This window comes from Mesorhizobium sp. Cs1321R2N1, from assembly GCF_037179725.1.
GTDB lineage: Bacteria > Pseudomonadota > Alphaproteobacteria > Rhizobiales > Rhizobiaceae > Mesorhizobium > Mesorhizobium salmacidum.
In genome coordinates, this window is the sequence record NZ_JAPYKP010000052.1 from 1 (window position 1) to 24161 (window position 24161).

Annotated in this window: 29 protein-coding genes; 18 read left to right on the top strand and 11 right to left on the bottom strand. The window is 61.6% G+C overall.

Features of this window, described 5'->3' with window-relative positions; all coding sequences use genetic code 11:
• The 4 genes from O7A61_RS15385 to O7A61_RS15400 form a co-directional block, all read left to right on the top strand.
• On the top strand, positions 1 to 827 hold an 827-nt coding region (locus O7A61_RS15385), incomplete at its 5' end, for an oxidoreductase (RefSeq protein ID WP_337130516.1).
• A 132-nt stretch (positions 828 to 959) separates the two neighbouring features.
• Entirely contained in the window at positions 960 to 1277 is a 318-nt protein-coding gene (locus O7A61_RS15390) for an SH3 domain-containing protein (protein WP_337130517.1), read from the top strand.
• 100 nt (positions 1278 to 1377) lie between these two features.
• The gene (locus O7A61_RS15395) at positions 1378 to 1656 is read left to right on the top strand and encodes a DUF982 domain-containing protein (protein ID WP_032935880.1); all 279 of its coding nucleotides are present in this window, start codon (positions 1378 to 1380) and stop codon (positions 1654 to 1656) included.
• A gap of 28 nt (positions 1657 to 1684) precedes the next feature.
• Entirely contained in the window at positions 1685 to 1924 is a 240-nt protein-coding gene (locus tag O7A61_RS15400; protein ID WP_027145493.1) for a DUF2188 domain-containing protein, read from the top strand.
• Between the two features lie 67 nt (positions 1925 to 1991).
• Here the strand turns inward: O7A61_RS15400 and O7A61_RS15405 are convergent, their stop codons facing one another.
• The gene (locus O7A61_RS15405; RefSeq protein ID WP_084636821.1) at positions 1992 to 2273 is read right to left on the bottom strand and encodes a hypothetical protein; all 282 of its coding nucleotides are present in this window, start codon (positions 2271 to 2273) and stop codon (positions 1992 to 1994) included.
• 221 nt (positions 2274 to 2494) lie between these two features.
• Here O7A61_RS15405 and O7A61_RS15410 point away from each other — a divergent pair, with 221 nt between their 5' ends.
• The 8 genes from O7A61_RS15410 to O7A61_RS15445 all read left to right on the top strand — a co-directional run bounded on the left by O7A61_RS15410 (position 2495) and on the right by O7A61_RS15445 (position 11735).
• Complete coding sequence (locus O7A61_RS15410; protein ID WP_337107014.1) at positions 2495 to 3238, top strand: competence/damage-inducible protein A; 744 nt, start codon at positions 2495 to 2497, stop codon at positions 3236 to 3238.
• Between the two features lie 79 nt (positions 3239 to 3317).
• A complete protein-coding gene (locus O7A61_RS15415; protein ID WP_337130518.1) occupies positions 3318 to 4151 on the top strand; it encodes a universal stress protein in 834 nt (277 codons plus the stop codon).
• Positions 4152 to 4267: 116 nt separating this feature from the next.
• Entirely contained in the window at positions 4268 to 4768 is a 501-nt protein-coding gene (gene gpt / locus O7A61_RS15420) for a xanthine phosphoribosyltransferase (protein WP_027145490.1), read from the top strand.
• Positions 4769 to 4978: 210 nt separating this feature from the next.
• A complete protein-coding gene (locus tag O7A61_RS15425; RefSeq protein ID WP_337130519.1) occupies positions 4979 to 5467 on the top strand; it encodes an NUDIX hydrolase in 489 nt (162 codons plus the stop codon).
• A gap of 99 nt (positions 5468 to 5566) precedes the next feature.
• Positions 5567 to 5878 (top strand): PilZ domain-containing protein, encoded by a 312-nt coding sequence (locus O7A61_RS15430; protein WP_337130520.1) that lies wholly within the window; start codon positions 5567 to 5569, stop codon positions 5876 to 5878.
• 673 nt (positions 5879 to 6551) lie between these two features.
• On the top strand, positions 6552 to 10349 hold the full coding sequence (locus O7A61_RS15435) for a vitamin B12-dependent ribonucleotide reductase (RefSeq protein WP_337130521.1): 3798 nt from the start codon (positions 6552 to 6554) through the stop codon (positions 10347 to 10349).
• 138 nt (positions 10350 to 10487) lie between these two features.
• Positions 10488 to 11387 carry an SIR2 family protein gene (locus O7A61_RS15440; RefSeq protein WP_337130522.1) on the top strand — a complete coding sequence of 300 codons (900 nt, stop codon included), beginning with the start codon at positions 10488 to 10490 and terminating at the stop codon, positions 11385 to 11387.
• Positions 11388 to 11735, top strand: coding sequence for a hypothetical protein (locus O7A61_RS15445; RefSeq protein ID WP_337130523.1), 348 nt, complete (start codon positions 11388 to 11390; stop codon positions 11733 to 11735). It begins immediately after the preceding gene.
• A gap of 104 nt (positions 11736 to 11839) precedes the next feature.
• Here the strand turns inward: O7A61_RS15445 and O7A61_RS15450 are convergent, their stop codons facing one another.
• Entirely contained in the window at positions 11840 to 12361 is a 522-nt protein-coding gene (locus tag O7A61_RS15450; protein ID WP_337130524.1) for a hypothetical protein, read from the bottom strand.
• A gap of 186 nt (positions 12362 to 12547) precedes the next feature.
• On the opposite strand from O7A61_RS15450, the gene O7A61_RS15455 reads away from it, so the two are divergent.
• The gene (locus O7A61_RS15455; RefSeq protein ID WP_337130525.1) at positions 12548 to 12907 is read left to right on the top strand and encodes a hypothetical protein; all 360 of its coding nucleotides are present in this window, start codon (positions 12548 to 12550) and stop codon (positions 12905 to 12907) included.
• A 12-nt stretch (positions 12908 to 12919) separates the two neighbouring features.
• On the opposite strand, the gene O7A61_RS15460 is transcribed toward O7A61_RS15455, so the two are convergent.
• A complete protein-coding gene (locus O7A61_RS15460; protein WP_337130526.1) occupies positions 12920 to 13900 on the bottom strand; it encodes a DUF3592 domain-containing protein in 981 nt (326 codons plus the stop codon).
• A 191-nt stretch (positions 13901 to 14091) separates the two neighbouring features.
• Here O7A61_RS15460 and O7A61_RS15465 point away from each other — a divergent pair, with 191 nt between their 5' ends.
• Entirely contained in the window at positions 14092 to 14280 is a 189-nt protein-coding gene (locus tag O7A61_RS15465) for a hypothetical protein (protein WP_337130527.1), read from the top strand.
• A 32-nt stretch (positions 14281 to 14312) separates the two neighbouring features.
• Here O7A61_RS15465 and O7A61_RS15470 read toward each other — a convergent pair whose 3' ends face one another.
• Entirely contained in the window at positions 14313 to 15386 is a 1074-nt protein-coding gene (locus O7A61_RS15470) for a GH25 family lysozyme (protein ID WP_337130528.1), read from the bottom strand.
• Positions 15387 to 15552: 166 nt separating this feature from the next.
• Here O7A61_RS15470 and O7A61_RS15475 point away from each other — a divergent pair, with 166 nt between their 5' ends.
• Positions 15553 to 15681, top strand: coding sequence for a hypothetical protein (locus O7A61_RS15475; RefSeq protein ID WP_337130529.1), 129 nt, complete (start codon positions 15553 to 15555; stop codon positions 15679 to 15681).
• A 25-nt stretch (positions 15682 to 15706) separates the two neighbouring features.
• Positions 15707 to 16339, top strand: coding sequence for a DedA family protein (locus O7A61_RS15480; RefSeq protein WP_337130530.1), 633 nt, complete (start codon positions 15707 to 15709; stop codon positions 16337 to 16339).
• A 28-nt stretch (positions 16340 to 16367) separates the two neighbouring features.
• On the opposite strand, the gene O7A61_RS15485 is transcribed toward O7A61_RS15480, so the two are convergent.
• From O7A61_RS15485 to O7A61_RS15505, 5 genes are all read right to left on the bottom strand, one after another.
• Positions 16368 to 17156: a phosphodiester glycosidase family protein gene (locus tag O7A61_RS15485; RefSeq protein WP_337130531.1), complete on the bottom strand. Its 789-nt coding sequence runs from the start codon at positions 17154 to 17156 to the stop codon at positions 16368 to 16370.
• Between the two features lie 113 nt (positions 17157 to 17269).
• Entirely contained in the window at positions 17270 to 17896 is a 627-nt protein-coding gene (locus tag O7A61_RS15490) for a transglutaminase-like cysteine peptidase (protein ID WP_337130532.1), read from the bottom strand.
• Between the two features lie 147 nt (positions 17897 to 18043).
• The gene (locus O7A61_RS15495; protein ID WP_337130533.1) at positions 18044 to 18916 is read right to left on the bottom strand and encodes an undecaprenyl-diphosphate phosphatase; all 873 of its coding nucleotides are present in this window, start codon (positions 18914 to 18916) and stop codon (positions 18044 to 18046) included.
• 191 nt (positions 18917 to 19107) lie between these two features.
• Entirely contained in the window at positions 19108 to 19305 is a 198-nt protein-coding gene (locus O7A61_RS15500; protein ID WP_140506309.1) for a hypothetical protein, read from the bottom strand.
• 150 nt (positions 19306 to 19455) lie between these two features.
• Positions 19456 to 19851 carry a GFA family protein gene (locus O7A61_RS15505; RefSeq protein ID WP_337130534.1) on the bottom strand — a complete coding sequence of 132 codons (396 nt, stop codon included), beginning with the start codon at positions 19849 to 19851 and terminating at the stop codon, positions 19456 to 19458.
• Between the two features lie 113 nt (positions 19852 to 19964).
• Here O7A61_RS15505 and O7A61_RS15510 point away from each other — a divergent pair, with 113 nt between their 5' ends.
• Entirely contained in the window at positions 19965 to 20993 is a 1029-nt protein-coding gene (locus O7A61_RS15510) for an isopenicillin N synthase family dioxygenase (protein WP_337130535.1), read from the top strand.
• A gap of 48 nt (positions 20994 to 21041) precedes the next feature.
• Here the strand turns inward: O7A61_RS15510 and O7A61_RS15515 are convergent, their stop codons facing one another.
• Positions 21042 to 21998 (bottom strand): alpha/beta fold hydrolase, encoded by a 957-nt coding sequence (locus O7A61_RS15515; protein WP_337130536.1) that lies wholly within the window; start codon positions 21996 to 21998, stop codon positions 21042 to 21044.
• Positions 21999 to 22117: 119 nt separating this feature from the next.
• Positions 22118 to 22366, bottom strand: coding sequence for a ParB N-terminal domain-containing protein (locus O7A61_RS15520; protein ID WP_140769256.1), 249 nt, complete (start codon positions 22364 to 22366; stop codon positions 22118 to 22120).
• A 154-nt stretch (positions 22367 to 22520) separates the two neighbouring features.
• Here O7A61_RS15520 and O7A61_RS15525 point away from each other — a divergent pair, with 154 nt between their 5' ends.
• Positions 22521 to 24161, top strand: a complete 1641-nt coding sequence (locus O7A61_RS15525) for a N,N-dimethylformamidase beta subunit family domain-containing protein (protein WP_337130546.1) — start codon at positions 22521 to 22523, stop codon at positions 24159 to 24161.

Sequence of the window (24161 nt, forward strand, 5' to 3'; positions counted from 1 at the left end):
TGGCCGCACCCGGCACGAAGTTCGGCACGCAGCTGGCGCACGCCGGCCGCAAGGCCTCGAACCGCAAGCCTTGGGAAGGTGGCGGCCCATTGCAGCCAAACGAGGATCCCTGGCAGACCGTCTCGGCCTCGGCCATCGCCTACGACACCGGCTGGAACGTGCCGCACGCCCTGGAGGACGAGGAAATTCTGCAGCTCATCGAGCGGTTCGCGGAAGCCGCCATGCGGGCCGAACGTGCCGGCTTCGACTTCATCGAACTGCACGCGGCGCATGGCTACCTGATCTTCCAGTTCCTGTCGCCGCTGTCCAACCAGCGCACGGATCGCTGGGGCGGCTCGCTGGAAAACCGGATGCGTTTTGTCGTCGAGATCGCCAGGGCGGTGAAGAAGGCAGCGCCAAAGCTGATGCTCGGCGCGCGGTTGTCGGTGAAGGACTGGGTCGATGGCGGCTTTGACGTCGAGGACGCGATCGAGGTGGCGAAAGTGCTGAAGGCCGAAGGCATCGCCTATCTCTGCTGCTCGAGCGGCGGCAATTCGCCATTGCAGAAATTGCCCACCGGGCCGGGCTATCAGGTGCATCTGGCCGAAGCCGTACGCAAGGGCGCCGGCATTCCAACCCGTGCGGTCGGCCTGATCGACGACCCGAAACAGGCGGAAGCTGTTATAGCCGAAGGCCGCGCCGACATGGTGGCGCTGGCACGCGCCTTCCTCGCCGATCCGCGCTGGGGATGGCGTGCGGCCGCCACCTTCAGTGAAAAAATCCATCCGGCACCGCAGCTCGCCCGCTCGGTAACGACGATGGAACACTGGATGAAGGCCGCCGGCTGATCGCTCATCTCCCGATCCCGGCGCACTCCTGCTTGTGATCCCGGACCGTTCGCCGACGGCCCGCTTCAATTCTGGCGGCAACCTGTTACGCTGGTCAGGCTGCGGCGGGCGCGGCCGGCTTGGGAGATAATCATGTCGTTCAGGGCATTCTTGTCGGCTGCAGCACTTACGGCCGCGGTCGGGTCTTGGCTCGGCGCTTCGACGCCGACCGTCGCGCAATATTGCGAGGGTACGGTGCACGGCCTCTCCGGCCGCTACAATGTGGCGACCGGCAGCGGCTTTCTGGCCGTGCGCACACGGCCGAACTCGTCATCGCGGATGATCGGGCAATTGTTCAACGGCGACCATACCGAGATCTTCGACCGGCGCGGCAACTGGTACCAGGTCGAAATCGGCGGCGGCACCGGCTGGGCGAATGCACGCTGGCTGCGCAACAACTGCGGTTACTGAGACGCCAATGCATCCAGTGCGCGTCACGGACGCGACGTGACTTTTGGGCGCAGACTGAAGGCCATTTTTGCAACCAAATTGGCTGCTTTGCGTTGCGGCCATGATGGACAACAAACCTTTTGAAACGCCTGTCGTGGTCGAGCTTGGCCACGTCGGCAAATATCGCCATATCCGCTCGACCCAAGAGGCGGCGGAGTGCCTGATGACTGTGTGGCCGCTCAATCGCGGCCCCCGTCATCGTGATGCTCTCGACACTTGCCTCAAAGTGCTGGAAGGTTATCGTTCGACAGCGGAAGCGCGCCGGGCACTGATCGAGGCCGCCAGGGAATCGGAAGTGCTGGTGCCCGACGATAAGCTGCCCGATGACCGGTTGCATTGAGCAGGCGGACCTTTAACTGGAGGTTTTGATGGCGAAGCTGACTTACAAGATCGTCGAGCATGACGGTGGCTGGGCCTACAAGGTCGGCTCAACCTTCTCGGAGACATTTCCCACCCATCAGGATGCGTTGCGCGCCGCCGAGATCGCTTCGGCCGAACAACAGGTGGCGGGCTCCACCGATGGCATTCAGTACGAGGACGCCGAAGGCAAGTGGCACGAGGAACTGGCCGACGGCCGCGACCGACCTCAGACCGAAATCTCGGATTGATCACGACAGACGATGACCGCGGATGGTGTGAAACCATCCGCGGTCAACCGGCGCCCTGTGGGTCGAATTACTTGCCGCAGTACTGATCGTTGACGTTCTGCCCGGAATTGGCATCGGGGCCAGGCGTGTTGTGAGCACATGGGCCGATACCTCCAGTCTGGCCTTGGGTGCTCAGCCCCGAGCCGTAGGCGTTGATGCTTCCCGTGGTGCGTGGATCGACAGTTGTCTCGTCATTGTTGCCGAACAGCCACCAGCTGTGGTTGGTATATGTCGGTTCTGACGACTGAGCCATGGCCGATGTGGCGAGACCAATCGTCAGAGCGGATGCGGCTAGAAGTTTTACATACATATTAGTTACTCCGTATCTACTTTGGTCGTCTTGGGTGCGACAGGGTGAAAACCCAATAGTCAGCCGAATGGTTCCCTGAAATTCTCGTGAAGTGGCGGTGATGCCGGGGCGACAAAAGCGCGCGCCGCGATGCGCTCGATGAAGGCGACGACTTGTTCAGGCGGGCATTGCCGCCGCCCGTCGGCCGCGCTATTCAGACGGCCCGTCTGCCGGAGTCTTCCATGCCTGAAATCGTCACTGCCGCCATGCTTGTCATCGGCGATGAGATTCTGTCCGGCCGCACCAAGGACAAGAACATCGGCCACCTTGCCGATATCATGACGGCAATCGGCATCGACCTGAAAGAGGTGCGCATTGTTCCCGACGAGGAAGACGAGATCGTCGCGGCGGTGAATGCCGTGCGCACACGCTATACCTATGTGTTCACCACCGGCGGGATCGGCCCGACGCATGACGACATCACGGCCGATTCGATCGCCAAGGCATTCGGCGTGCCCTGTGAATACGATGCCAAGGCCTATGCCCTGCTGGAGGCGAGCTATGCCGCACGCGGCATCGAATACACGGAGGCTCGCAAGCGCATGGCGCGAATGCCGCGCGGCGCCGATCATATCGACAACCCGGTGTCCGTGGCCCCCGGATTCCGCATTGGCAACGTCCATGTCATGGCCGGCGTGCCGTCGATCTTCCAGGCCATGCTCGACAATGTCGTCCCGACGCTGAAGACCGGCACGAAAATGCTGTCGGCCACGGTGCACTGTCCGTTCGGCGAGGGTCTTGTCGGCGGGCCGTTGGGTGAGATCCAGAAAGCGCATCCGGATACGATCATCGGCTCCTACCCTAAATATGGCGATGGCAAATTCTGGACCGAACTGGTGGTTCGCGCCCGCGGCGCGGATGCGCTTGAAGCCGCGCGCGCCGATGTCGAGGCCATGGTGGCCGGCTTCGCCGGCAAGGCGAGCTGATCCGGCGCAAACCGGAACCAAGGCCGACGCCGCAACGTTTCCCTGCCGCGACCGTCACTCGCAAGATCGAGGGATCATCATGCGCTTCAAGACCATCGTTGCCATTCTGCAGAACGAGCAGGACGCCGAGCGGGTGCTCGACTGCGCCATTCCGCTTGCCAGCCGCTTCGAAAGCCATCTCATCGGCATCCATGCCGAGGCGCTCCCGGTGCCCTACACTTCGGCGACGGGTTTTCCCGATACGGAGTTCCTGCAGGTTTCCGCCGACATGAACCGGGAGCGGGCCGAAAAACTCGAGGCTTTCTTCTTGAGGCGCATCGAGGATTCCGGCCTCTCCTTCGAATGGCGCAGCCTGGAGAGCTTCTCCGGCGACAGCGCGCTGACCGGCATTTCAAGCGTGCGCGCCGCCGATCTCATCATCGCCGCCCAACGCGAGACCGACGGCGATCCTAGCGCAGACGTCGATACGCTGGTCTACGATGCCGGCCGGCCGGTGCTGGTGGTGCCGCATGCCGGCCCTCTCGTCACCACGTTCAAACGCGTTCTGCTTGCCTGGAACGGCAGCAAGGAGGCCGCCCGCGCCGCGTTCGATGCCCTGCCCTTCATCATCGAGGCCGACAAAACCGACATACTGGTCATCGATCCGCCCGATACGCTCGACGAAAGCCCGGAGGCCGCGGGCGCCGAAATCGCCTCCGCGCTGTCGCGCCACGGCGCCACCGTCAGCGTCTCGGTGCAGAAATCGGGCGGCACCTCGGTCGACGACATGATCCAGAACAGGATCGCCGAGACCGGCGCCGATCTGCTGGTGCTTGGTGCCTACAGCCACTCCTGGCTGCGCCAGCTTCTGTTCGGCGGGGTGACGCGCACGGTGCTGCGCACGGCACAGGTAGCAGCCTTCCTGTCGCGGTAAGTCCACAGCGATCACTACCAGCCACCCTTGCCAAGCCGTGGGGTTTCCAGTTAATTCCGCGCGCATTCCCCTGTTTTCTTGCACGCGGCTGTCGCGTGCCGCGGAGTGCGCGAGACATGTCCCTTCCCGAAAAAGCTTTCCCGGTCTCCTGGGACCAGTTCCATCGCGACGCCCGCGCGCTTGCCTGGCGGCTTGCCGGCGCAAGCAAGGGTCAATGGAAGGCTATCGTCTGCATCACGCGCGGTGGCCTGGTCCCGGCGGCTATCATCTCGCGCGAACTCGGCATCCGCGTCATCGAGACGGTCTGTGTCGCCTCCTATCACGACTACACCAGCCAGGGACAATTGCAGGTGCTGAAGGAGATCACGCCGGCCTTGCTGGCCGACGATGGCGCCGGCGTGCTGATCATCGACGACCTGACCGACACCGGCAAAACCGCCGGCATCGTGCGGGCAATGATGCCCAAGGCCCATTTCGCGACCGTCTACGCCAAGCCCAAGGGCCGGCCGCTGGTCGATACTTTCGTCACCGAGGTCAGCCAGGACACCTGGATCTATTTTCCCTGGGACATGGGCTTCACCTATCAGAAGCCGATCGCCGACGATCACGCCGGCTGATTCGAGGCAAGCCGCTTTTTGCCAATCAGGCCAGCGCCGACGACAATATTTGCTTGCGGGGAGTGACCCGCCGACAAGATATCCTGTGAAATCGACCCTTGTTGACCGGAATCAGCCAGCGTGACCGAAGTTTTTACTTTTATTGGTCACAATTAGCCGTAAAATTGATGAGACGGCAAACGATTCTGGAGGCTGGGGCTAGCTTCTCCGATGTTGACACGGCCAACGACGCACAACCACCTCGCTGAAAGGGTCCGGCGACTCTTCGGCACGGCGCCGTGCCGTCTGCAGGTTGCTGCCCTGCCGTGGCGCGATGTTGGGAACGGCGTCGAGGTCATGCTGATCACCAGCCGCGACACTGGCCGGTGGGTGTTGCCGAAAGGCTGGCCGGAAGCCAGGGAGCCGCTCTGCGAAGCGGCCGCGCGCGAGGCCGCCGAGGAAGCCGGTCTGCGCGGCAACATCTCCCATCTCGAAGCCGGCCGTTATTTCTATGCCAAGGTGCTGGCTTCGGGCGAAGAAGTGCCTTGCGAGGTGCTGGTGTTTCCGCTGCACGTCGACAAGATCGCGGACCGCTGGAAGGAAAAGCACTCCCGCACCCGCAAATGGTTCAGTTCCAGCGAAGCCGTGCGCATGGTCAATGAGCCCGACCTCTGTCAGATCATCGCCTATTTCTGTGCCGACCCGCGCAGGTTCTCCTGATCGACGCCTTTTGCGTGTATCATGGCGGACTCACAACTCTGTGCCGCAATAGTTTGCTAATTTTTCTTCGCTAAGAATCGGTCACTCCTGGTTTGATCGATGACGGATCCCGCAGACCCACTTCAGCAAAATCCCGGCGAGCCAAAGCGCGAGCATCGGCCGCGCGTGCTCAAAGGTGGAACGATCATTACCGGAATCCAGAATTCAGAAGTCGGTTGCACGGTCCGCAACCAGCATGCGGACGGCGCCGAACTGAAAATGCCGCTCGAAGCCCGGGTTCCCGACCATTTCCTTCTCTATGTGCCGCTCGACGGCGTCGCCTATCGCTGCGAGGTCCGCTGGCGCCGCAACGACCGGATCGGCGTACAGTTCACCGGTACCGAACCCAAGCCGAAGCTGCACTACGGCTGACGCCCTGCGCACCGGCTTGCCTGGCTTTTGCAGCCTGCGGGACAGTCTTACCAGCCCGCGTATCGCGGACTGGGTGACCGCGTGTGCCTGCCGCCGGAAAATGGCAGCCACAGCGGTCAATTCTATCCCCGTTATCCACATGTGTGACACACAAGATGTTGGGGTCACAAAAGCTACGCAAACGAATCCTTGACGGCTCGAAACGAGTCGCCTTTTATAGGCCATGCGCTCCTGTTGAGAGCGCGACCGGAAAGTTCTGAGCCCGGTCTTTTTCCCGGATTATGTGCGTTTTGCCCGCATTTCCGCCTGTTTACGAGGCCGGCGGAAGCGTTGGGATCGTGGGTGGGGGGGCGACGAAAGGGAGAATTGTCGGACTGGAATAAATTGTCTGTTAATACTATATTTAGTGTTTGCAGCTAGGTTCGACGCTAGATAGTGTGAACTTCCCTCGGGTGAGGGAATCGAAAAATTCAGTTTTGAGGGACCCGCGGGGTCGGTTGGCAGCCTCGGCAAATGCCCGGCAAGGCGTTTTGTCGTGTGCGTGGCCGCGCCTGCGAAGAGGAGATGCCGGCATTGTTCGCGATGCCGGCAAACGGCGGACTGCGCGTTTCGTCTTTTGGGGGCAGAAATCCCCCGATGAAAGCGCTATATATAGACAAAAGGGACCGGACCAATGCGCATCGAGCGTCGTTTCACCAAGCCAGGACATGCAGGCCAAGAAGGGGCCGCTTATGCGGAGATCGAATTCCGCAAGGCGCTTTCCGAGATCAAGAATCCGGATGGCTCGGTGGTGTTCCGCTTGGACAACATCGACGTGCCGGCGCAGTTTTCCCAGGTCGCCGCCGACATCCTGGCCCAAAAATATTTCCGCAAGGCCGGCGTTCCCGCGCGCCTGAAGAAGGTCGAGGAGAACGACGTCCCCTCCTTCCTGTGGCGCTCCGTCGCCGATGAGGCCGAGCTCGCCAAGCTGCCGGAAGCCGAGCGCTACGGCTCCGAGATCGACGCCCGCCAGGTCTTCGACCGGCTGGCCGGCACCTGGACCTATTGGGGCTGGAAGGGCGGCTACTTCAAGGCTTCGGAGGAAGACGCGCGCGCCTTCCGCGACGAGCTTGCCTATATGCTGGCCACGCAGCGCGTCGCACCGAACTCGCCGCAATGGTTCAACACCGGCCTGCACTGGGCCTATGGCATCGACGGCCCGAGCCAGGGCCACTTCTATGTCGACCCCTTCACGGGCAAGCTGACGAAGTCGAAATCCTCCTATGAGCATCCGCAGCCGCATGCCTGCTTCATTCAGGGCGTGCAGGACGACCTCGTCAACGAGGGCGGCATCATGGATTTGTGGGTGCGCGAGGCGCGCCTGTTCAAATATGGCTCCGGCACCGGCTCGAACTTCTCGCTGCTGCGCGGCGAAGGCGAAAAGCTGTCCGGCGGCGGCCGCTCGTCCGGCCTGATGAGCTTCCTCAAGATCGGCGACCGTGCGGCGGGCGCCATCAAGTCGGGCGGCACGACGCGCCGCGCCGCGAAAATGGTCATCGTCGACGCCGACCACCCCGACATCGAAGAATTCATCGACTGGAAGGTCAATGAAGAGCAGAAGGTCGCCTCGCTGGTAACCGGTTCCAAGATCGTCAAGAAGCATCTCGAAGCGATCATGAAGGCTTGCGTCAATTGCGAAGGCCATGACGACGACTGCTTCGATCCGGCCGTCAACACGGCGCTGAAGCGCGAAATCAAGGCGGCCAAGAAATCGGCGGTGCCGGAAAACTACATCTACCGCGTCATCCAGTTCGCCAAGCAGGGCTACAAGTCGATGTCGTTCAAGACCTACGACACCGACTGGGATTCTGACGCCTACCTCACCGTTTCGGGCCAGAACTCCAACAATTCGGTGTCGCTGAAGGACAACTTCCTGCGCGCCGTCGAGACCGACGCCGACTGGCACCTGACCGCCCGCAAGGATGGCAAGGTCTTGAAGACGCTGAAGGCGCGGGACCTCTGGGAAAAGATCGGCTACGCCGCCTGGGCTTCGGCGGATCCCGGCCTGCATTTCAACACGACGATGAACGACTGGCACACCTGCGCTTCGGCCGGTGCGATCCGGGCCTCCAACCCGTGCTCGGAATACATGTTCCTCGACGACACGGCCTGCAATCTCGCCTCGATCAACCTGCTCCCCTACCGCAATGCCGACGGCACGATCGATATCGCTGCCTACGAGCACACCGTGCGGCTGTGGACCATGGTTCTCGAGATCTCGGTGATGATGGCGCAGTTCCCGTCGAAGGAGATCGCCAAGCTCTCCTACGACTACCGCACGCTGGGCCTCGGCTACGCCAATATCGGCGGCCTGCTGATGACCTCGGGCATTCCCTACGATTCCGACGAGGGCCGCGCCATCTGCGCCGCGCTCACCGCTATCATGACCGGCGTCGCCTACTCGACCTCGGCGGAAATGGCTTCCGAGCTCGGCGCCTTCCCCGACTATGATCGCAACGCCCAGAACATGCTGCGCGTCATGCGCAATCATCGGCGCGCCGCCTATGGCGACAAGGACGGTTACGAAAAACTCGCCGTCAACCCGGTGCCTCTCGTGGCGTCGGACCTGAAGCAGCAGGATTTGGCCACCCATGCCAAGGCCGCCTGGGACCGCGCTATCGAGCTCGGCGAGGAGCATGGCTACCGCAACGCGCAGGCAACCGTGATCGCGCCTACCGGCACGATCGGCCTGGTCATGGATTGCGACACCACTGGCATCGAGCCCGACTTCGCCCTGGTGAAGTTCAAGAAGCTCGCCGGCGGCGGTTATTTCAAGATCATCAACCGCGCCGTGCCGGAAGCGCTGCGCACGCTCGGCTATTCCGAGAGCCAGATCGCCGAGATCGAGGCCTATGCGGTCGGCCACGGCAATCTCAACCAGGCGCCGGCCGTCAACCCCGGTTCGCTCAAGGCCAAGGGCTTCACCGACGACAAGATCGCGGCGCTCAACGCCGCGCTGAAGTCGGCCTTCGACATCAAGTTCGTCTTCAACCAGTGGACGCTCGGCGCCGACTGGGTGAAGGAGACTTTTGGCTTCACCGACGAGCAGCTCAACGACTTCTCGTTCGAAATGCTGCCGGCGCTGGGTTTCTCCCGGAAGGACATCGAGGCCGCCAACATCCATGTCTGCGGTGCGATGACGCTGGAAGGCGCGCCCTTCCTCAAGGCCGAACACCTCCCCGTGTTCGACTGCGCCAGCCCGTGTGGCAAGATCGGCAAGCGCTCGCTTTCGATCAACAGCCACATCCAGATGATGGCTGCGGCACAGCCCTTCATCTCCGGTGCCATCTCCAAGACCATCAACATGCCGAACGACGCGACGCTGGAGGACGCCAAGAACGCCTACATGCTGTCGTGGAAGCTGGCGCTGAAGGCGAACGCGCTCTATCGCGACGGCTCGAAGCTGTCGCAGCCGCTCAACGCCTCGCTGCTCGCCGATGGCGAGGAGGATGAGGACGATGCGATCGAGCAGCTGATCCAGGCACCGGCTGCGGCGCGCGCGGCGCAGATCACCGAGCGCATCGTCGAACGCATCATCGAACGCGTGTCGCGCGAGCAGGAGAAGCTGCCCGGCCGCCGCAAGGGTTACACGCAGAAGGCCAAGATCGGTGGCAACACCATCTTCCTGCGCACCGGCGAATATGACGATGGCCGTCTCGGCGAGATCTTCATCGACATGAACAAGGAGGGTGCCACGCTGCGTGGCCTTCTCAACAACTTCGCCATCGCGATCTCGCTTGGCCTGCAATATGGCGTGCCGCTCGACGAATATGTGCACGCCTTCACCTTCACCAAGTTCGAGCCGGCCGGCATGGTCATCGGCAACGATGCCATCAAGAGCGCGACGTCGATCCTCGACTACGTGTTCAGGGAGCTCGCCATCTCCTATCTCGGCCGCAACGATCTCGCCCATGTCGACCAGTCGGACTTCTCCAACACCGCACTTGGCCGCGGCATCAGCGAAGGCAAGACCGACGCCGTCTCCAAGGGCCTGACCCGCGGCTCGCCGGTAAAGCTGGTGTCGAGGGCAAGCGGCAACGAGCCGAAGGGTTTTGCCGGCTCCTCCGGCATCCCTGCCCGTTCGGCGCCGACAGCCTTCTCCGGCTCCAACGTGCTGGCGTTGAAGCCCGCGAGCGACGAGGCGATTGCCTATAAGCGCGACTATGAGGAACGGGCCAAGGAATTGGCGGAAGACATCGCCTTCGAGGAAGCAGCCTCCGATGCCTCGACCGATCGCACCGCGGCCCTGTTCACCGACACGGCGGCCCATGAAGCGGCCGAAGCGAAGAAACTCGCCGCCGACCGCCGCGCCAAGTCGCTGCTGCAAGGCTACACCGGCAATTCCTGCTCCGAGTGCCAGAATTTTACCATGGTGCGGAACGGGACCTGCGAGAAGTGCGATACGTGCGGCGCCACGAGCGGGTGCAGCTGAGTTTATTCATGTGATGATGGACGCAAACCCGCGCGTACGGTGCGGGTTTGCTGATGGTAGGTTGTAATGAGCAACTGTGAGTGCTCTTTTTGCAAAGACGAGAATGAATTTGCGTTCCCTCGCGAGCTTCTAGCTCGAATGTCGAAGGGAAAAGTCGCCATTTTTGCGGGCGCGGGAATAAGTACAGAGAACCGAGATCATTGCAGAGATACCTTCTACGATCAGATACGCCACGAAATAGGCGCAAGTGGCGATTTGGATTTCCCCTCTCTTATGTCACTTTATTGCTGCCAGGCAGACGGAAGAATTAAGCTTGTTAGACATATCCGGGATCGGCTGAATTATTTTACGTCATTTCGCGGATTTTATATGCCGATGACTGCTTTTCATCGCGCTCTCCGCCCGCTTTTTATGATTACCGATGTCATCACCACAAATTGGGATGATTTTTTCGAAGCTGAATCTGGCCTAGAACCGTTTGTATATGACCAAGACTTAGCGTTTATTGATAGTTCCAAGCGGCGCGTCATAAAAATACATGGTTCAATTACTAATTATGGATCAATTGTCGCAACATCGGAGGATTATGCCCAATCGCTAAAAAGACTGCGCAATGGAGCTATCGGCGCCTATCTAAGGAATATTATCACCCAAAAGACAATAATCTACACAGGATACTCTTTGAAAGATCCAAATTATTTAAAACTCGTACAATCGATGGCGAAAATAATGGGTCCTTTTTCCCGGTCGTCTTATTATGTTTCACCACACATAGATCATGACTACCTACGATCTACTGGATTGAATTTGATACCCATTGAAACCGATGGCACCTTCTTTTTGGAGCAGTTTCGCTCTCACTACAATTCCCAGCTTGGCGTCGAAAAAATTATCAGCGAGGAGGCGTTCGACAACTGCGAAGGTCTCCCAGGTGAGGTAAATTCATATCATTCTTATACCGCAGATAAATTCCTGGAAACGAAGAACAGACTTCTCATACTTGCACTGTCCTACCAAGACGGCCTTCAAGACGCATAGATGCGAATAAAGGACCGACGAGCGAGCGGCGAATATTATCACTCAGGCCATGTACACGCTCTTGTTCACGGCTATGAAACCAAGATAGAAAAATATAAGTCAGAAAATAATCTGTGGGACGCTTGCTACTGCCGCGGATATCAGAATGGCTTGCTATTCCTGCTTTCAGATGAGTATGAGGTCAGCCCTCCGATTGTCGATCTCATTTTTGACGAAGCGGTCGATACGACGCCCAAAATTGTGCGATTTTCGCGAAAGAAGATTCCAAAGTTAGTTTCATGCGAGATCGAAAAAATTTTCTTCCAACTTGGAAGTGATCTGATCCCGGAGCATATGCCTTACGTGTGACTGACATTTCCCAGCCAAGTCGAACTCCGCGTCCGTCTTTCGTCCATGTTGTATTGTCACCGCTGTAACGTCGACGCCAAAGTGCCAACCTGCCCCATCTCGCGCTATTCATCGCTGCATCCTGTCAGAGCAAAGGCATCCCATGCCGAGCCACCCGGATTGGCGTTGGCGAAGTCGGGCCATTCGGCGAACGTCGCACCGAACTCCGGCAGCAGCAGCCCTTTCGGCGCCGGGGTCGCTTCGCGCGAATTCAACTGCTCGGCGCCGCCGCCGGTCAGGGCATAGACCTGCCCGTCCCATATCCTGCACAGTCCGCTGCCGTCCTGAAGGCCCGCTTCACGGTCATCGTCGGTGCAGGCGTGGCGGATGGTGCCGAGTGGAAATGCATTTTTGCCGTTGGTCCAGGTGATGTCGGCCGGCATGCTTATGTCGGTGTGGGGCACGGTCAGCGAGAACACCTGCGTCGTCAGTGCCGCCGGTTCGTTGTCGAGCGGCCGGAATTGCATGACCGCGCCCGAACGTGGCTCCCGATAGGTGGCATGACTCAGGAGGCATTCCCTGGCGCTCGCCGGATGCATGAGCCCGAGCGAACCCAGGACAACAAAGGCCAGTTTGCGAATGATCATCGAAATCTCGGGGAAAGCATTGTGAAGCAGGGCCGGCTGCGTGCCGGGCTGCACAGTCTCGCATCATCCGTGCAAAACCATAAGCGAAATCCGGAGCCGCTGCGTTTATCGCACCTCGGTCGGAAACTTGCCCCACACATACCCGCAATCTGTATGATCAGCCACAGCGGCCCAAGGGGACAAAAGATGCAGCGTTTGGCAATGATCATAGCGATCTCCGCAACTACGATTGTGCCGGCCGCAGCGGCCGCGCCCTATGTCGGGACATGGTCCAGGGACAGGTTGAACTGCCATGCGACCGCCGACGTCCAGCGCCAGACTGTGTTCACCGTGGATCAGTCGGCCCTGTCGTTTCCCGACCTCGGCTGCGAGCACGCGAGCTTCCGCAAAACCGCCACCGGTTGGATCGTTCGCGCCAGCCAGTGTTATGGCGAGGACCCATCGCTCGACGAACCATTTTCGCGCATCATCCATATCAGAAGAGATGGCGCGACGGTGCGGTTGACCTGGCGAGGATTCGACAGCGGACCTCTCGTCCGCTGCTGAAGGCGGCGACACTCAGACCAGCCCGACCAGCAAGGCCGCGCCGCCGAGAAAGCCCGCCGAACAGACCCAAAGCAGCCAGAGCCCGCGCACCCGGCATTCGAGCACAGCCGAGGCGGGATTGGCGGGGTCATAGTGCACGTCGACCTTGCCGCCCTCGACATACCGCCGCGCCTGACCGCCGACGAGGCCGGGCAGCGAGGCCGTCACGCTGGCGCCGAAAGCGACGCGATCGGCGCTGTAGCGCTGTCCGGCGACACCATAGCTGTAGATGATGCGGGATTTGAAGACAGTGCGCCATGGCCGGTAACCCACGCCTTCGAACCGGTCGCGGATCTTGATCGCCTGCAGGCCGGACGCATCGATACGGCCGGCGGTGGTCGGCCATTTTGTCGCCTGCTCCGCCATCGATTTCTGGGCAAAGCCCATGCGCAGCACAAAAAGGCCCATGAACAGCAGGAATGCCGCGGCACCAAGGTTCTGCGGCTTGGGCAAATGCGGTCCGATTGCCTCCAGCACGCCACCGACGGAAAACACCAGCACCAGCGCACCGACCACCAGCCCCGCCGAAAGCTGGATCATGAACTTGAAGGCACCGTCCGGCATGGTGCGCTCGATCACGGCCTTGCCCGGACTGGACGGGTCATAGAACACGGTTACCGCCGCGCCGCGCGGAAACCGCGCAAGGGTTTCGGCGACTTCGAAATTTCCGAGGTTCTCCTGCACGCTGTAGTGCGAACTTTGAAATGTCTTGCCGCCCACCTTGTACTCATAGGTGATGGCCGGGAAATTGCGGATTTCGGTCGAAGTGCTGCTTTCCGAGCCAGTGCCGGAGCTCGCCACCTCGCGCGCCTCGACGCGCGACGAGACGATCTTTCCAGCCGTCGGCAACCAGCGGCTGGCCGCCTTGACCTCTCGCCATTTCAGGAAAGTGACGATCGACAGCATGCCGGCGACCGTGCAGGCAAAGCCAACCAATAGAAATTTGAGCTCCAACTCGTCCCCCCGACGACCAAGAGTGCAGCAGCCCGCATATAGACAGCACGGCGACGAAAATGTCTTGTCTATTCGCAAGATTGGGAAATGAACGCCGGCAAGGCCATCCGCACGATGACGTGATAAAAGGGCTACTTGACGATCGACCTGATCGGATAAAATCCAAGAAGACAACAGCCGGGACGATGCGCATGAGTGACAAAGCCGACGACGAACCCGATATCGTGAACCAGCTCGCCTATGTCAGGGCCGACCCAACCCAGCACGACACGCTGACGCTTCTCGCCGTGATCGATGCCGCGATCGCCGAGATCATGAGCCTGAGGACGAAGCTGCGGCTGAGCGAGGAAAAGCACAGCGGGAGCAACCAGTTCCGATAGGCCGGGAATGAGCGCCTGGGCGACGGACGGTCCTAGTTCGAGTCAGCCATCATCTGCCGGCCGCCGCCGCCGGCCCAGGCGCGCCATTGCCGCTCATCGCCATGGAAGACGTTGAGGTCGATGCGGCCGGTCACGCCATGCGACAGGCCGGAGCCGGAATACTGCCAGAACAGCCACTTGCGATCAGGATAGACCTTTGACGGATGCCGGGCCACGGCGCGCAGCCAGAACGGGTAGTCCGGGAAGGCGCCCTGAAGGTTGTCGCGATAGAAGTCGGGCGCTGTGTAGATGATCGGCCGCTGGCCGTAGTGACGCTCCAGCTTGTCCATGAACACCTGCATCTTCTCCAGCACCTTTTCGCGCGACGGGCGCCGCTGGCAGCTGGAGTCGCCGTTCCACTCGACGTCGATCACCGGCGGCAGCGCGCCCTCCACCTTCGGCACGTTGCGGATGAACCAGTCGGCCTGCTCGCCGGCGGTGCGGCACCAGTAGAAGAAGTGATAGGCGCCGCGCTTGAGGCCGGCGGCCTCGGCGCCGCGCCAGTTCCTGGCGAACATCGGGTCGAGATGGTCGCCGCCGTCGGTCGCCTTGATGTAGGCGAAGTTGGCGCCCTGGGCGCGCAGCTTCTCCCAGTTCACGTTGCCTTGCCAGCGCGATACGTCGACACCGTGCACGGCAAGGTGACGGGGCGACGAGCGACCGAAATTGATCGGCTTGGCATCGCGGAAGCCGTAGCGCGTGACCGGGCCTGCAAGCATGGGCGGTGCCGCCCGCGACAACAGCTTCGGCGGCGACACCAGGGCAGCCTCCTCGATCGGCGGCTCGACGCTGTCGGGCAGTTCGGCTGCAGGAAACGCCACCGTCTCCTCCTCCGCCAGGCCAAAGGGCCGAGCGGTGTCGTCCTCGGGCGCAACCTCGACCCGATTGCGCGCCGCGTTTGCCTTGGCCTGCGGAACGGATGCGATCGGCGCGCTTGGCCGGACAACCGAACTGGTGGTTTCACTGGATGGCTTCTGCATGTCGAGCGCATCCATGCCCGATGTCGACGAACAGCCGGCAAGGCACAGCGATGCGATCACGAAACTGATGACGCCTGGTAACCGCATCTGGACCTGTACTCAAAACACAACAGACCGAAGGCAACGGCCGACGGACAACCAGACGAGTTATGAACGAGAAATTACCAATAAAGATTGAATCAAGTTTTTTACCATAGCTGTGGCCCCTTTCAGACAGCCGCCGGTAGCGGTCCGGCCAAGCCTTGACAGCGCCATGATGTGGCTGTTGAGAACGGTATGCGGCGTTTGCGCCGGCGTTCCCAAGATTCCTGACAAGGCACGCGACTGGCTCGTCAACGACAAGCTCGACGAACTCAGGGGCCTGCTCGACAGCGGCAGCTGAGGAACACTTTCAAAAGGGAGCTTGCGTGCAGTTATTCATCGACCAGAGCGTTTGTTTCATCGAGAACCATCAGGCCTGGGCGGGCCTCGTGGTCGGATTGCTGGCCTTCGGCGAATCGCTGGTGCTGGTCGGCATCCTGTTACCCGGCACCACGGTACTGATCATCGTCGGCGGCCTAGTGGGCGCCGGTGTCGTCCAGCCCCTGCCCGTTCTTCTCGCCGCGATGATCGGTGCGACGCTCGGCGACACCATCTCCTATTTTCTCGGCAAATGGCTCGGGCGCGGCGTCGTCCACAAATGGCCGCTCAACCGCTATCGCCGCGAGATCGCCAGGGCGCGCCTGTTCTTCCAGCGCTACGGTTTCGCCGCGGTTTTCGTCGGCCGCTTCTTCGGTCCGGTGCGTGCCACCGTGCCGCTGGTCGCGGGCATGATGGGGATGAACAGACGCCGCTTCCAGATCGCCAACATCCTGTCGGCGATCGTCTGGGCGCCGGTCGTGCTGTCGCCTGGATGGCTGGTGGCGAAAGGGGCTGACAATCTGCCCGAACTCGACGCGACCAGCCTGTTCGGCTTGGCGGTGATAGCGGCCATGGTGGCGGCGATCATCGTCGCCATAATTGTCATCAGGCTGCGAGGCAAGCGCGATACACGGGCTTAGCGCGTATTGCGATCGAGGGCGCCAAGCATCAGCGCCTCCTGAAGACGCCGATCATCGGCCCCAGGTTCCAGTAGTCGTCGTTGCGGCCAATGGCCGGAGCGAGCAGGCTCGATATCGTGCCGTCGAGAAAGAGCGCGTTGTCGCAGCCGAGCGCGTCACGAAACAGGCGGGCGAAGGCATGGAACGTCACCGTGCCGTTCGAAATGGCAAAGACGGCAATCCCATCCTTTCGCACCCCGACGCCGTCGCGGCTTTTGCGCGACGTGCCGTCGGACCGGAATTTCGGGTGAAGCTGGCCGTCGATCACCAGCATTGGCCCTGATTGGGTCGCATAGTCGGTCGCTGGCCGCTGCCTGACGAAGTCCCTGGTCGCCCGGACCACGGCCTTGCCGCCGCCGACGTAGAAGATGCCATTCGGCTGCAGCGAAAAGTTGCCGCTGCCCGATCCCGTCTTCACACCGGCCATTTCCTGGCCGCGTTCGACATAGAGGCCGACCGGCCTGAGGTCGGGATGATACATGCCGGCATTGAGGGCAAACAGCATGGTACGTCCGGCCGTGCGCTGGGCGTCGTCGAGATTGTGCAACGATTGAAAAGGCTTGCCCGCCGGGTCTTTCCAGAACAGTTCGATCGAATACAGCTTTGGATCGACCTCGCAGACGAGAAAGCTCGCCGCCTCGAAGGCGACGTCACGGCACGGCGGCACCGAAGCGAACCACTGGCCGAATGCCACCGTCGTGGCGACCGCGTGCGGCAACGCGGCCTTGAGCAAGGCCAGCAACAACGGTGCCGAATGCAGGAGTGTCAAAAAATCCATGCGCGTTCCGGATTGTCGGTTCCAACGAACTGTCGGGATAGCACCGCTTGCCGGCACGATGAAGGATTTGCTTGAGGGGGAGCGTGGACTACGGCCCGGACGGCCCGCGGCGGCTATTTGACGGCGCTGACCAGCTTCTCTTCGCCGGCAAGAATGGAGACCCAGTGCCCGGTGTCGTCGCTCGCCTGCCTTTTCAGATAGCGATACGGCGTCTGGTTCCAGAGACGAACCTTGTCGACAAGGTTGTCGAGGATGAAGTCGCCCTTGTCGGTACGCACCGTCAGCACGGCATGGCCTTCGCCGTCCGGCTTGCGAACCACCGTCATCAGGAGATTGGCTATGGCAATGCCCAGGCTGTTGAGCTCACGCCGCTTTTCCAGCGCGTAATCCTCGCAATCGCCGAAGCCATTGTCCGGATAGGCCCACCATTCCTCCTTGCCGTAATTGTCCATGTCGCTCATCGGCTTGACGCGCGCGTTGACCGAAAGGTTTACGGCGCTGATCTCCCGCGACAGCCTGGCGGTCAAGCGTGCCGGCTCGCTGTCGGGTGAACGGATCGAGCACTCGGCGGAATGGATCTTGCAAAAATCATAGTGGCCGATCGGCTGGGAGGTCGAGCCGCCGATAACCATGGAGACGGGAGCCGTGTAGGCGGAATTTGCCGCCGAACAGAAAGCAATCAGGGCAATCGTAAGCCCCAGCCCCTTCGCCTTCCGGCGCCAACCCATCGAGGATGCCATCCGGCCCCGCCCATCTGTTTTGTTAACAGAACGTTAAGGGCGGATATTGCCGGGAGTCAATGAAGGCGTCCTATTACATCTTCGGGCATGGGTTGATGCTCTCCTGACGGTTGCAGCCGTGCAACACCGGAAGCGTGCGGGTCCGGCCTAGACAAGCCACCCCATCGCCACGCCCACCAGCAGGACGACCCCGAGCACACCGCGATAGATAACGAAAGGCCATGCGGAGAAGCGTTCCAGCACGCGCATCAGGCCCCAGATGGCGAAAAAGGCCGATATCGAAGCCACGAGCAGTCCCAGGCCGAGAACCGACCATCCATGGGCATCCAGATGCACCTTGTGCAGCTCCCATAATTCCTTAAGGCCGGCGAGCGCGATGGCCGGCAGCCCGAGCAGGAACGAAAAACGGGCCGCCTCCGCCCGCTTGAAGCCAAGCCCCAGTGCCGCCGTCAGGGTCGAGCCCGAACGGGAAACACCGGGTATCAAGGCACCGATCTGCGCAATGCCGACCAGCAATGCATCGGCCCGCGACGCGTCGGCCATGGTGCGCCGATGGCGGGCAAAGATTTCAGCCAGCCCCAGCAGGACCGCCATGGCGATGCAGGCCCAGCCAATCACGGTCAGGCTGCGCAACGGCGAATTGCAGGTGTTGAGAACGCCCGAGAGCGCCACGCCGGCGATGACGATGGGGATCGTCGCCAGCACGATCCACAGCGCCAGACGGAAATGCCGGTCGGCACAATCGCGGCGCGCGAGGGCGGCGAGTGACCCGAACAAAAGATCCCTTACGTCGCCCCAGAAATAGCTGACCACGGCGGCAAGGGCCGCCAGTTGCATGGCGGCGGAGAAAGCGGAGCCCGGATCCTGCCATCCAAGCACGGCCGGCACGATGCGCATATGGGCGGTCGAGGAAATCGGCAGCAGTTCTGTGATGCCTTGCACCAGGCCGAGGAATGCGACCTTGGCAAATCCAAGGCCGACAAAGCCCGTGTCGACGCCTTGCGTGCAGATATCAGCCATGTCGGGTTCCATGCGGGAGGGATCGGACTAGCGAAGGCATCGATGGCGATCGGTGCCCGGCAAGCCATATCGTCATGTAGCGTAGAATCAATTTACGGATTTGTAAGCTGGCGCCGCCGCGTCAGACGCGCACGGTTCAAACCGGCCCGAAGGGCCGGCGATGCTCCCATGGGTGGAGGTTGGCAAGACGATTACGGGCAAAGCCAAAGTTTCTGGCAGGTCCTGGCAATTACGTGCGCGGGCGGCACGACAGGCTCCTCTGCGGATGGCCGGCGAGCCCGCTCGAGCAGCATGCGCACCTGTTCCGGGCGCACACGGTCACGCTCCATCACAAGCAGGACCATCGGATCGCTCAAAAGCTCGTCCAGGGTGCTGATGCTGTCGTTCATCCGTCGTCTCCTCGAATGCCGGGCCCGCGACGCTTAGATAGGGTGACAAAGATGGCCCGCCAATGACGCTTTGCCGGCTATCGCGTGTCTCTTTGGACTATTTTTTGGTCATCCTGGGGCACATCCTCCTGGCGACGGGAAGGAGGAAGCCTAGGCCGGCGGAGCGCCTTCATATTGCGGCAGGCCGTCGTCCAGCATCACCCAGGGCTGTTTCGAGGTGGTCCAGATATGCATCTGGGGCCTGAACAGCGACGGGTCGTCGAGCGAACCGGTCGTAAGGCCGATGATGCCGGCGGAATCGCGCCGCGAAAACATCGTCGTTCCGCAGTTCGGGCAAAAACCACGTTTGAGATCCGGCGAGGTGTTGACCGTGGCCAACAGACCCTCGACCGTCACATCATCGATGCGGAACAGAACGCGCGCATTGAAGGCCGCGCCGATCGCCTTCTGGCAGAGCCGGCAATGACAGATGCGCTCGTTGATGGGGTCGGCGTCGGTGCGGTAGCGCACCGCCCTGCACAGGCATCCGCCCTCATATTTTGCCATCGTCTGGATCCATTGGTGGAGTGAACAGGCGGCAAGGTAGCGGCGAGGCCGATTGGGTCAATTGAAAAGCTTTGATACAAGCTCATCGATTATCGTGATGTGGCAGGACCGTCATGACAGCGGACATCGAAACAATCGGCATTGCGGCTCTGTTCGGACCGCCCTCGCCCGCCCGCGACCGCTGCGACGCCAGGATCATGGCCGCCGCGGCCGGCATCGGTTTCATGGCGATTCGGGATTTTCCCGGCGATGACTGGCTGACGCCGGACAAGCGCGCGCAAGTGCTGCGCATCTTTTCGCTTCCCGACGCCGAGAAGCAGAAACTGCTGCGCTGGAACTTCGATCACACGAAGAAGAATTTCTACCGCGGCTGGTTTCCGCTGCAGCCGCATGCCGTTTCCTACAAGGAAGGTATCGACATGGGGCCGGACCTTGCCGACGCGGCGCGACTGTCAGCCTCCGACGATCCCTTGTGCGAGCCGACACCACTGCCGGCCGAAAATACGCTGCCAGGCTGGCGTACCGCCGCAGCCGACTACTATCGCGCGATGGAGACGGTCGGCATCATGCTGATGCGGTCGATCGCCCGCGGGCTTGGCCTGCCTGAACTGATCTTCGATGCCTATTTCGACGGTGGCATCTCGACGCTGCGCCTGATCCGCTATCCTCTGCGTGACGCCAATGCCGGCGTCGATACCGGCGGGCCGGAGTTTTCGGTGATCCACAAGGGCGAGACGCGCACCATCATCGGCCGCGAACATGCCGATTCAGGCTTCGTCACTTTGCTGGCGCAGGACGGCGTCGAGGGCTTGCAAGCGAAGAACCTCGCCGGCGAATGGATCGACGTGCCTCCAGCCAACGGCACGCTGGCGGTCAATTTCGGCCAGTTGCTGGAACACTGGACCGGCGGCCGCGTGCGGGCGACACGGCACCGGGTCATTGGGCCGAAAACGGTGCGGTTCTCTATACCGTTCTTCTACGAGCCGCGTGTCGATGCGGAGATCTCGCCTCTGCCGTTGGACGACGCCGAACCGTTCGAGCCGTTTCTCTACGGCGACTATCTCTGGGAGTCGGCGACGAACTTCGTCGAGATGAGCGGCATCAAGCATCTGAGGCAGCCGCGCCGAGCCAAGGCTTCCTGAAAAACTCGCCGGCCGCCGCTGGAGACGGCCGGCGGAGACGGTGGAGGGTCATTCGGCTTCGCCGACCACCTCGTCCCAGCTCTTCACCTTGGTCTCACCGTTGAGGAACGGCAGCGCGGCAGCCGTCAGTTCCGGGGCGAAGAAGACGTCGTAGTGGGTGCGGTTGGGCAGGATCGCCAGACGGTTCTGCGACAGGTTCTCGCGCATCCAGCCGGCATCCTTCAGACCGCCGCCGAGCATCTGGTAGAACTTGATCTCATGCTCGGGCTTGTACATGTCGCTGTCGCCGTAAGCGAGCATGACCGGCATCTTGAGCTTGGGAACATCGGCCGAGAAGTCGTAGTTCTGGCGCATGAAATTGCCGAGCGCGTCGAGCAGTTTCGGGAAGTCTTCCGGATGCGGCGCGACGGCGACGTAGGATTTGTACATCGGCGTGTCTTTCATGAACGCCGCGGCGGCGGCGCTCACCTGCGCCTGCTGCGGACGCATCTCGTCGTAAAAGCCATCGGCCGCATAGCCTGTCGAGACAAGCACCAGCCGGCGCACAGCCTCGGGATGCTGGACCGCCATGCGGAAGGCAACGCCGCCGCCCAGCGAATAGCCCATGACGTCGACCTTGTCGTAACCGAGTGCCTTGACGATACCCGCCATATCGTCGCCGATCGCCTCCAGGCTGAATGGCCGGTCGCCAAGCGCCGTGCGGCCGTGCCCCTGCAGGTCGACCCCGATGACGGTGCGGTTTTCGGCAAGCTTGGGCAGGATCGGCGCGAACATATCGAAGGAGCCGAGGCCGCCATGCAGCAGAAGCAGCGGCTCACCCTTCCCATAGACGGCGTAATAGTAGTTCACGCCGTTGATCGGCAGCAGGCCGGATTTTTGCGGCTTCGGCAGTGTTGTCGTTTCGGTCGTCATGGCAGGCTTTGACTCCTCTGTGTTGGCTGGGCCCGACGCGGCCACCAAGGCTGCGAGCGAGACAAGAATGGCGATAAAAGTCGATCTGGACATGTCGGGTCTCCTCCGGTTCTGCCCAAGGACGAGCGAACACGGCGCGGGCCGACATGGTCTGTGGAAATTTTGTCTGGCGAGGATCAGCTAGGCATTGTCGGTCGACTAAAAACTGCGCGTCAGTGGCGCTTGGCTTGCACCAGATAGGCGTCGATCTCTGACTCGCCGAGCCATTTGGCGGCCTCCAGACGATGCAGTCCTTCGACAAGTATGTGCCGCTTCCCGTCATGGCGGACCTGGATCGGCATCTTCATGCCGTTTTCCAGTATATCCTCGGCCAGATGCCGGACGGTTTCGGGATGCAGCGTCTTCTTGCGCGCGGTGGGCACATAGATATCGTCGACCTTGACCTTTTGCACCCTGAGCATGCCTGTCCCCGTGGCGGAACCGCCGCCGCCCTCTGAGATAGTCCGTTTGCTGAGCGCGGCCAAGGGTGCGGCTAACGAATGCTGGCATGATCGTTTCTATTTGACGCCTGGCCGGCGGATCGCCGAAATGGCGCCTCCGATGGGCCAGGGCTTCATGATCAACCTGCCGACCGAATTTCCCGATTTCGGGCTGACGCCCGAGCAACGCCGCCACGCCGTGCGCGGTCACTATTACGAATGGCCGGGCATGGATGGCGAGCGCGGCGAGATCTGGTGCTACAGTGATCGGTTTTCGTATCGTGCCGGCGAAACCGTGACGCTGCTTGTCAGTTCCACGGCTCCGTCCTTCGGCATGACGATCGTTCGGGACGGCGGCGCCGAGACGAGGGCGTTCGAGAAATCGGGCATCGCATCTCGCTGGCAGGACAGTCCGGACCAATGCTCGGCTGAAGGCTGCGGCTGGGAAGCCTCCTTTGAATTCCGTGTGGAAAACGACTGGCCGTCCGGCGCCTACCGCGTGACCCTGACCGCCAACGGACGCGACGGCAAGCCGATCCGATCCCACCATCTGTTCATTGTCAGCCCTCCGCTTGGCAAGAAACCCGGCCGTGTTCTGCAGGTGGCGGCGACCGGCACCTGGCTTGCCTACAACACCTGGGGCGGCTCCAACCACTATCAGGGCATCACCGGCCCCGACCGTAACCAGTACTCGCCCATCGTGTCGACGCAGCGCCCCTGGTGCCGCGGCTTCGTCGTGCTGCCCGGGGATGCGCCGCGCGTGCCGTTGGAGGTCGCGGTGCCGCCGAAGACCGCGCCGCGCTATCCGCACATGGAATGGGCGCTCGCCACCGGCCATTCGAAGAAATACGCTTCGTCGGGCTGGGCCAGCTACGACAGCCATTTTTTTCGCTTTGCCGAACGGGCTGGTTACGATGTCGACCTGACAAGCCAGCACGATCTGCATTTTTCGCCCGAGATTCTCGACGGGTATGACTGCGCGGTCTTCGTCGGCCACGACGAATACTGGACCTGGGAAATGCGCGATGCGGTCGACTTCTATGTCGAGCGCGGCGGCCATGCGGCACGCTTTGCCGGCAATTTCATGTGGCAGACGCGGCTGGAGGACGAAGGCCGCCGGCAGGTTTGCTACAAATACCGCGCCCGGGCCGAAGATCCCGTCTATCGCGGCGGCGACGTGACCCGCGCCACCAATTCCTGGGAAGCGCCCGAAATCGGCCGACCGGGTTCGGCGACCTTCGGGCTCAACGCCACACGTGGTGTCTATGCCGGCTGGGGTGGCTGCGCGCCACGTGGCGTACGCGGCTTTCCGGTCTATCGGCCCGAGCACTGGGCCTTCGCCGGCACCGGCATCTATTACGGCGACCTGCTCGGCGCCGACAGCCATGTCTATGGCTACGAGGTCGACGGGCTCGATTTCGAGATACGCGGCGGCCTGCCCCATCCGACCGCCACCAGCGGCGCACCCGATGGCTTGCAGGTACTGGCCGTCGGCATGGCGAGCCAGGTCGAGGAAAGCGCCGACATCCCGATCGAGGACCAGTTTCTCGCCGACGAGGATGGCCGCTTCACCGCCGAAACTTTGTTCGGCGCGGCGAGCGACACCAATCTCGAAAAGGTCAAACGCGGCAACGGCATGATCGTCAACTTTCCACGCGGCAAGGGCGAGGTGTTCCATGCCGGAAGCTGCGAATGGGTCGCGGGCCTGCTAAGACAAGACCCGATGGTCGAACGGGTTACCCAGAATATCCTCGATCGCTATCTTGGAAAGTCCTGA

What these genes read in the sequence shown, in the direction of transcription:
- O7A61_RS15390 (WP_337130517.1), top strand. Translation starts at nt 960, where the DNA reads ATGTCGTTCAGGGCATTCTTGTCGGCTGCAGCACTTACGGCCGCGGTC.
- O7A61_RS15395 (WP_032935880.1), top strand. Translation starts at nt 1,378, where the DNA reads ATGATGGACAACAAACCTTTTGAAACGCCTGTCGTGGTCGAGCTTGGC.
- O7A61_RS15400 (WP_027145493.1), top strand. Translation starts at nt 1,685, where the DNA reads ATGGCGAAGCTGACTTACAAGATCGTCGAGCATGACGGTGGCTGGGCC.
- O7A61_RS15405 (WP_084636821.1), bottom strand. Translation starts at nt 2,273, where the DNA reads ATGTATGTAAAACTTCTAGCCGCATCCGCTCTGACGATTGGTCTCGCC.
- O7A61_RS15410 (WP_337107014.1), top strand. Translation starts at nt 2,495, where the DNA reads ATGCCTGAAATCGTCACTGCCGCCATGCTTGTCATCGGCGATGAGATT.
- O7A61_RS15415 (WP_337130518.1), top strand. Translation starts at nt 3,318, where the DNA reads ATGCGCTTCAAGACCATCGTTGCCATTCTGCAGAACGAGCAGGACGCC.
- gpt (WP_027145490.1), top strand. Translation starts at nt 4,268, where the DNA reads ATGTCCCTTCCCGAAAAAGCTTTCCCGGTCTCCTGGGACCAGTTCCAT.
- O7A61_RS15425 (WP_337130519.1), top strand. Translation starts at nt 4,979, where the DNA reads ATGTTGACACGGCCAACGACGCACAACCACCTCGCTGAAAGGGTCCGG.
- O7A61_RS15430 (WP_337130520.1), top strand. Translation starts at nt 5,567, where the DNA reads ATGACGGATCCCGCAGACCCACTTCAGCAAAATCCCGGCGAGCCAAAG.
- O7A61_RS15435 (WP_337130521.1), top strand. Translation starts at nt 6,552, where the DNA reads ATGCGCATCGAGCGTCGTTTCACCAAGCCAGGACATGCAGGCCAAGAA.
- O7A61_RS15440 (WP_337130522.1), top strand. Translation starts at nt 10,488, where the DNA reads ATGTCGAAGGGAAAAGTCGCCATTTTTGCGGGCGCGGGAATAAGTACA.
- O7A61_RS15445 (WP_337130523.1), top strand. Translation starts at nt 11,388, where the DNA reads ATGCGAATAAAGGACCGACGAGCGAGCGGCGAATATTATCACTCAGGC.
- O7A61_RS15450 (WP_337130524.1), bottom strand. Translation starts at nt 12,361, where the DNA reads ATGATCATTCGCAAACTGGCCTTTGTTGTCCTGGGTTCGCTCGGGCTC.
- O7A61_RS15455 (WP_337130525.1), top strand. Translation starts at nt 12,548, where the DNA reads ATGCAGCGTTTGGCAATGATCATAGCGATCTCCGCAACTACGATTGTG.
- O7A61_RS15465 (WP_337130527.1), top strand. Translation starts at nt 14,092, where the DNA reads ATGAGTGACAAAGCCGACGACGAACCCGATATCGTGAACCAGCTCGCC.
- O7A61_RS15470 (WP_337130528.1), bottom strand. Translation starts at nt 15,386, where the DNA reads ATGCGGTTACCAGGCGTCATCAGTTTCGTGATCGCATCGCTGTGCCTT.
- O7A61_RS15475 (WP_337130529.1), top strand. Translation starts at nt 15,553, where the DNA reads ATGATGTGGCTGTTGAGAACGGTATGCGGCGTTTGCGCCGGCGTTCCC.
- O7A61_RS15485 (WP_337130531.1), bottom strand. Translation starts at nt 17,156, where the DNA reads ATGGATTTTTTGACACTCCTGCATTCGGCACCGTTGTTGCTGGCCTTG.
- O7A61_RS15490 (WP_337130532.1), bottom strand. Translation starts at nt 17,896, where the DNA reads ATGGCATCCTCGATGGGTTGGCGCCGGAAGGCGAAGGGGCTGGGGCTT.
- O7A61_RS15495 (WP_337130533.1), bottom strand. Translation starts at nt 18,916, where the DNA reads ATGGCTGATATCTGCACGCAAGGCGTCGACACGGGCTTTGTCGGCCTT.
- O7A61_RS15500 (WP_140506309.1), bottom strand. Translation starts at nt 19,305, where the DNA reads ATGAACGACAGCATCAGCACCCTGGACGAGCTTTTGAGCGATCCGATG.
- O7A61_RS15505 (WP_337130534.1), bottom strand. Translation starts at nt 19,851, where the DNA reads ATGGCAAAATATGAGGGCGGATGCCTGTGCAGGGCGGTGCGCTACCGC.
- O7A61_RS15510 (WP_337130535.1), top strand. Translation starts at nt 19,965, where the DNA reads ATGACAGCGGACATCGAAACAATCGGCATTGCGGCTCTGTTCGGACCG.
- O7A61_RS15515 (WP_337130536.1), bottom strand. Translation starts at nt 21,998, where the DNA reads ATGTCCAGATCGACTTTTATCGCCATTCTTGTCTCGCTCGCAGCCTTG.
- O7A61_RS15520 (WP_140769256.1), bottom strand. Translation starts at nt 22,366, where the DNA reads ATGCTCAGGGTGCAAAAGGTCAAGGTCGACGATATCTATGTGCCCACC.
- O7A61_RS15525 (WP_337130546.1), top strand. Translation starts at nt 22,521, where the DNA reads ATGATCAACCTGCCGACCGAATTTCCCGATTTCGGGCTGACGCCCGAG.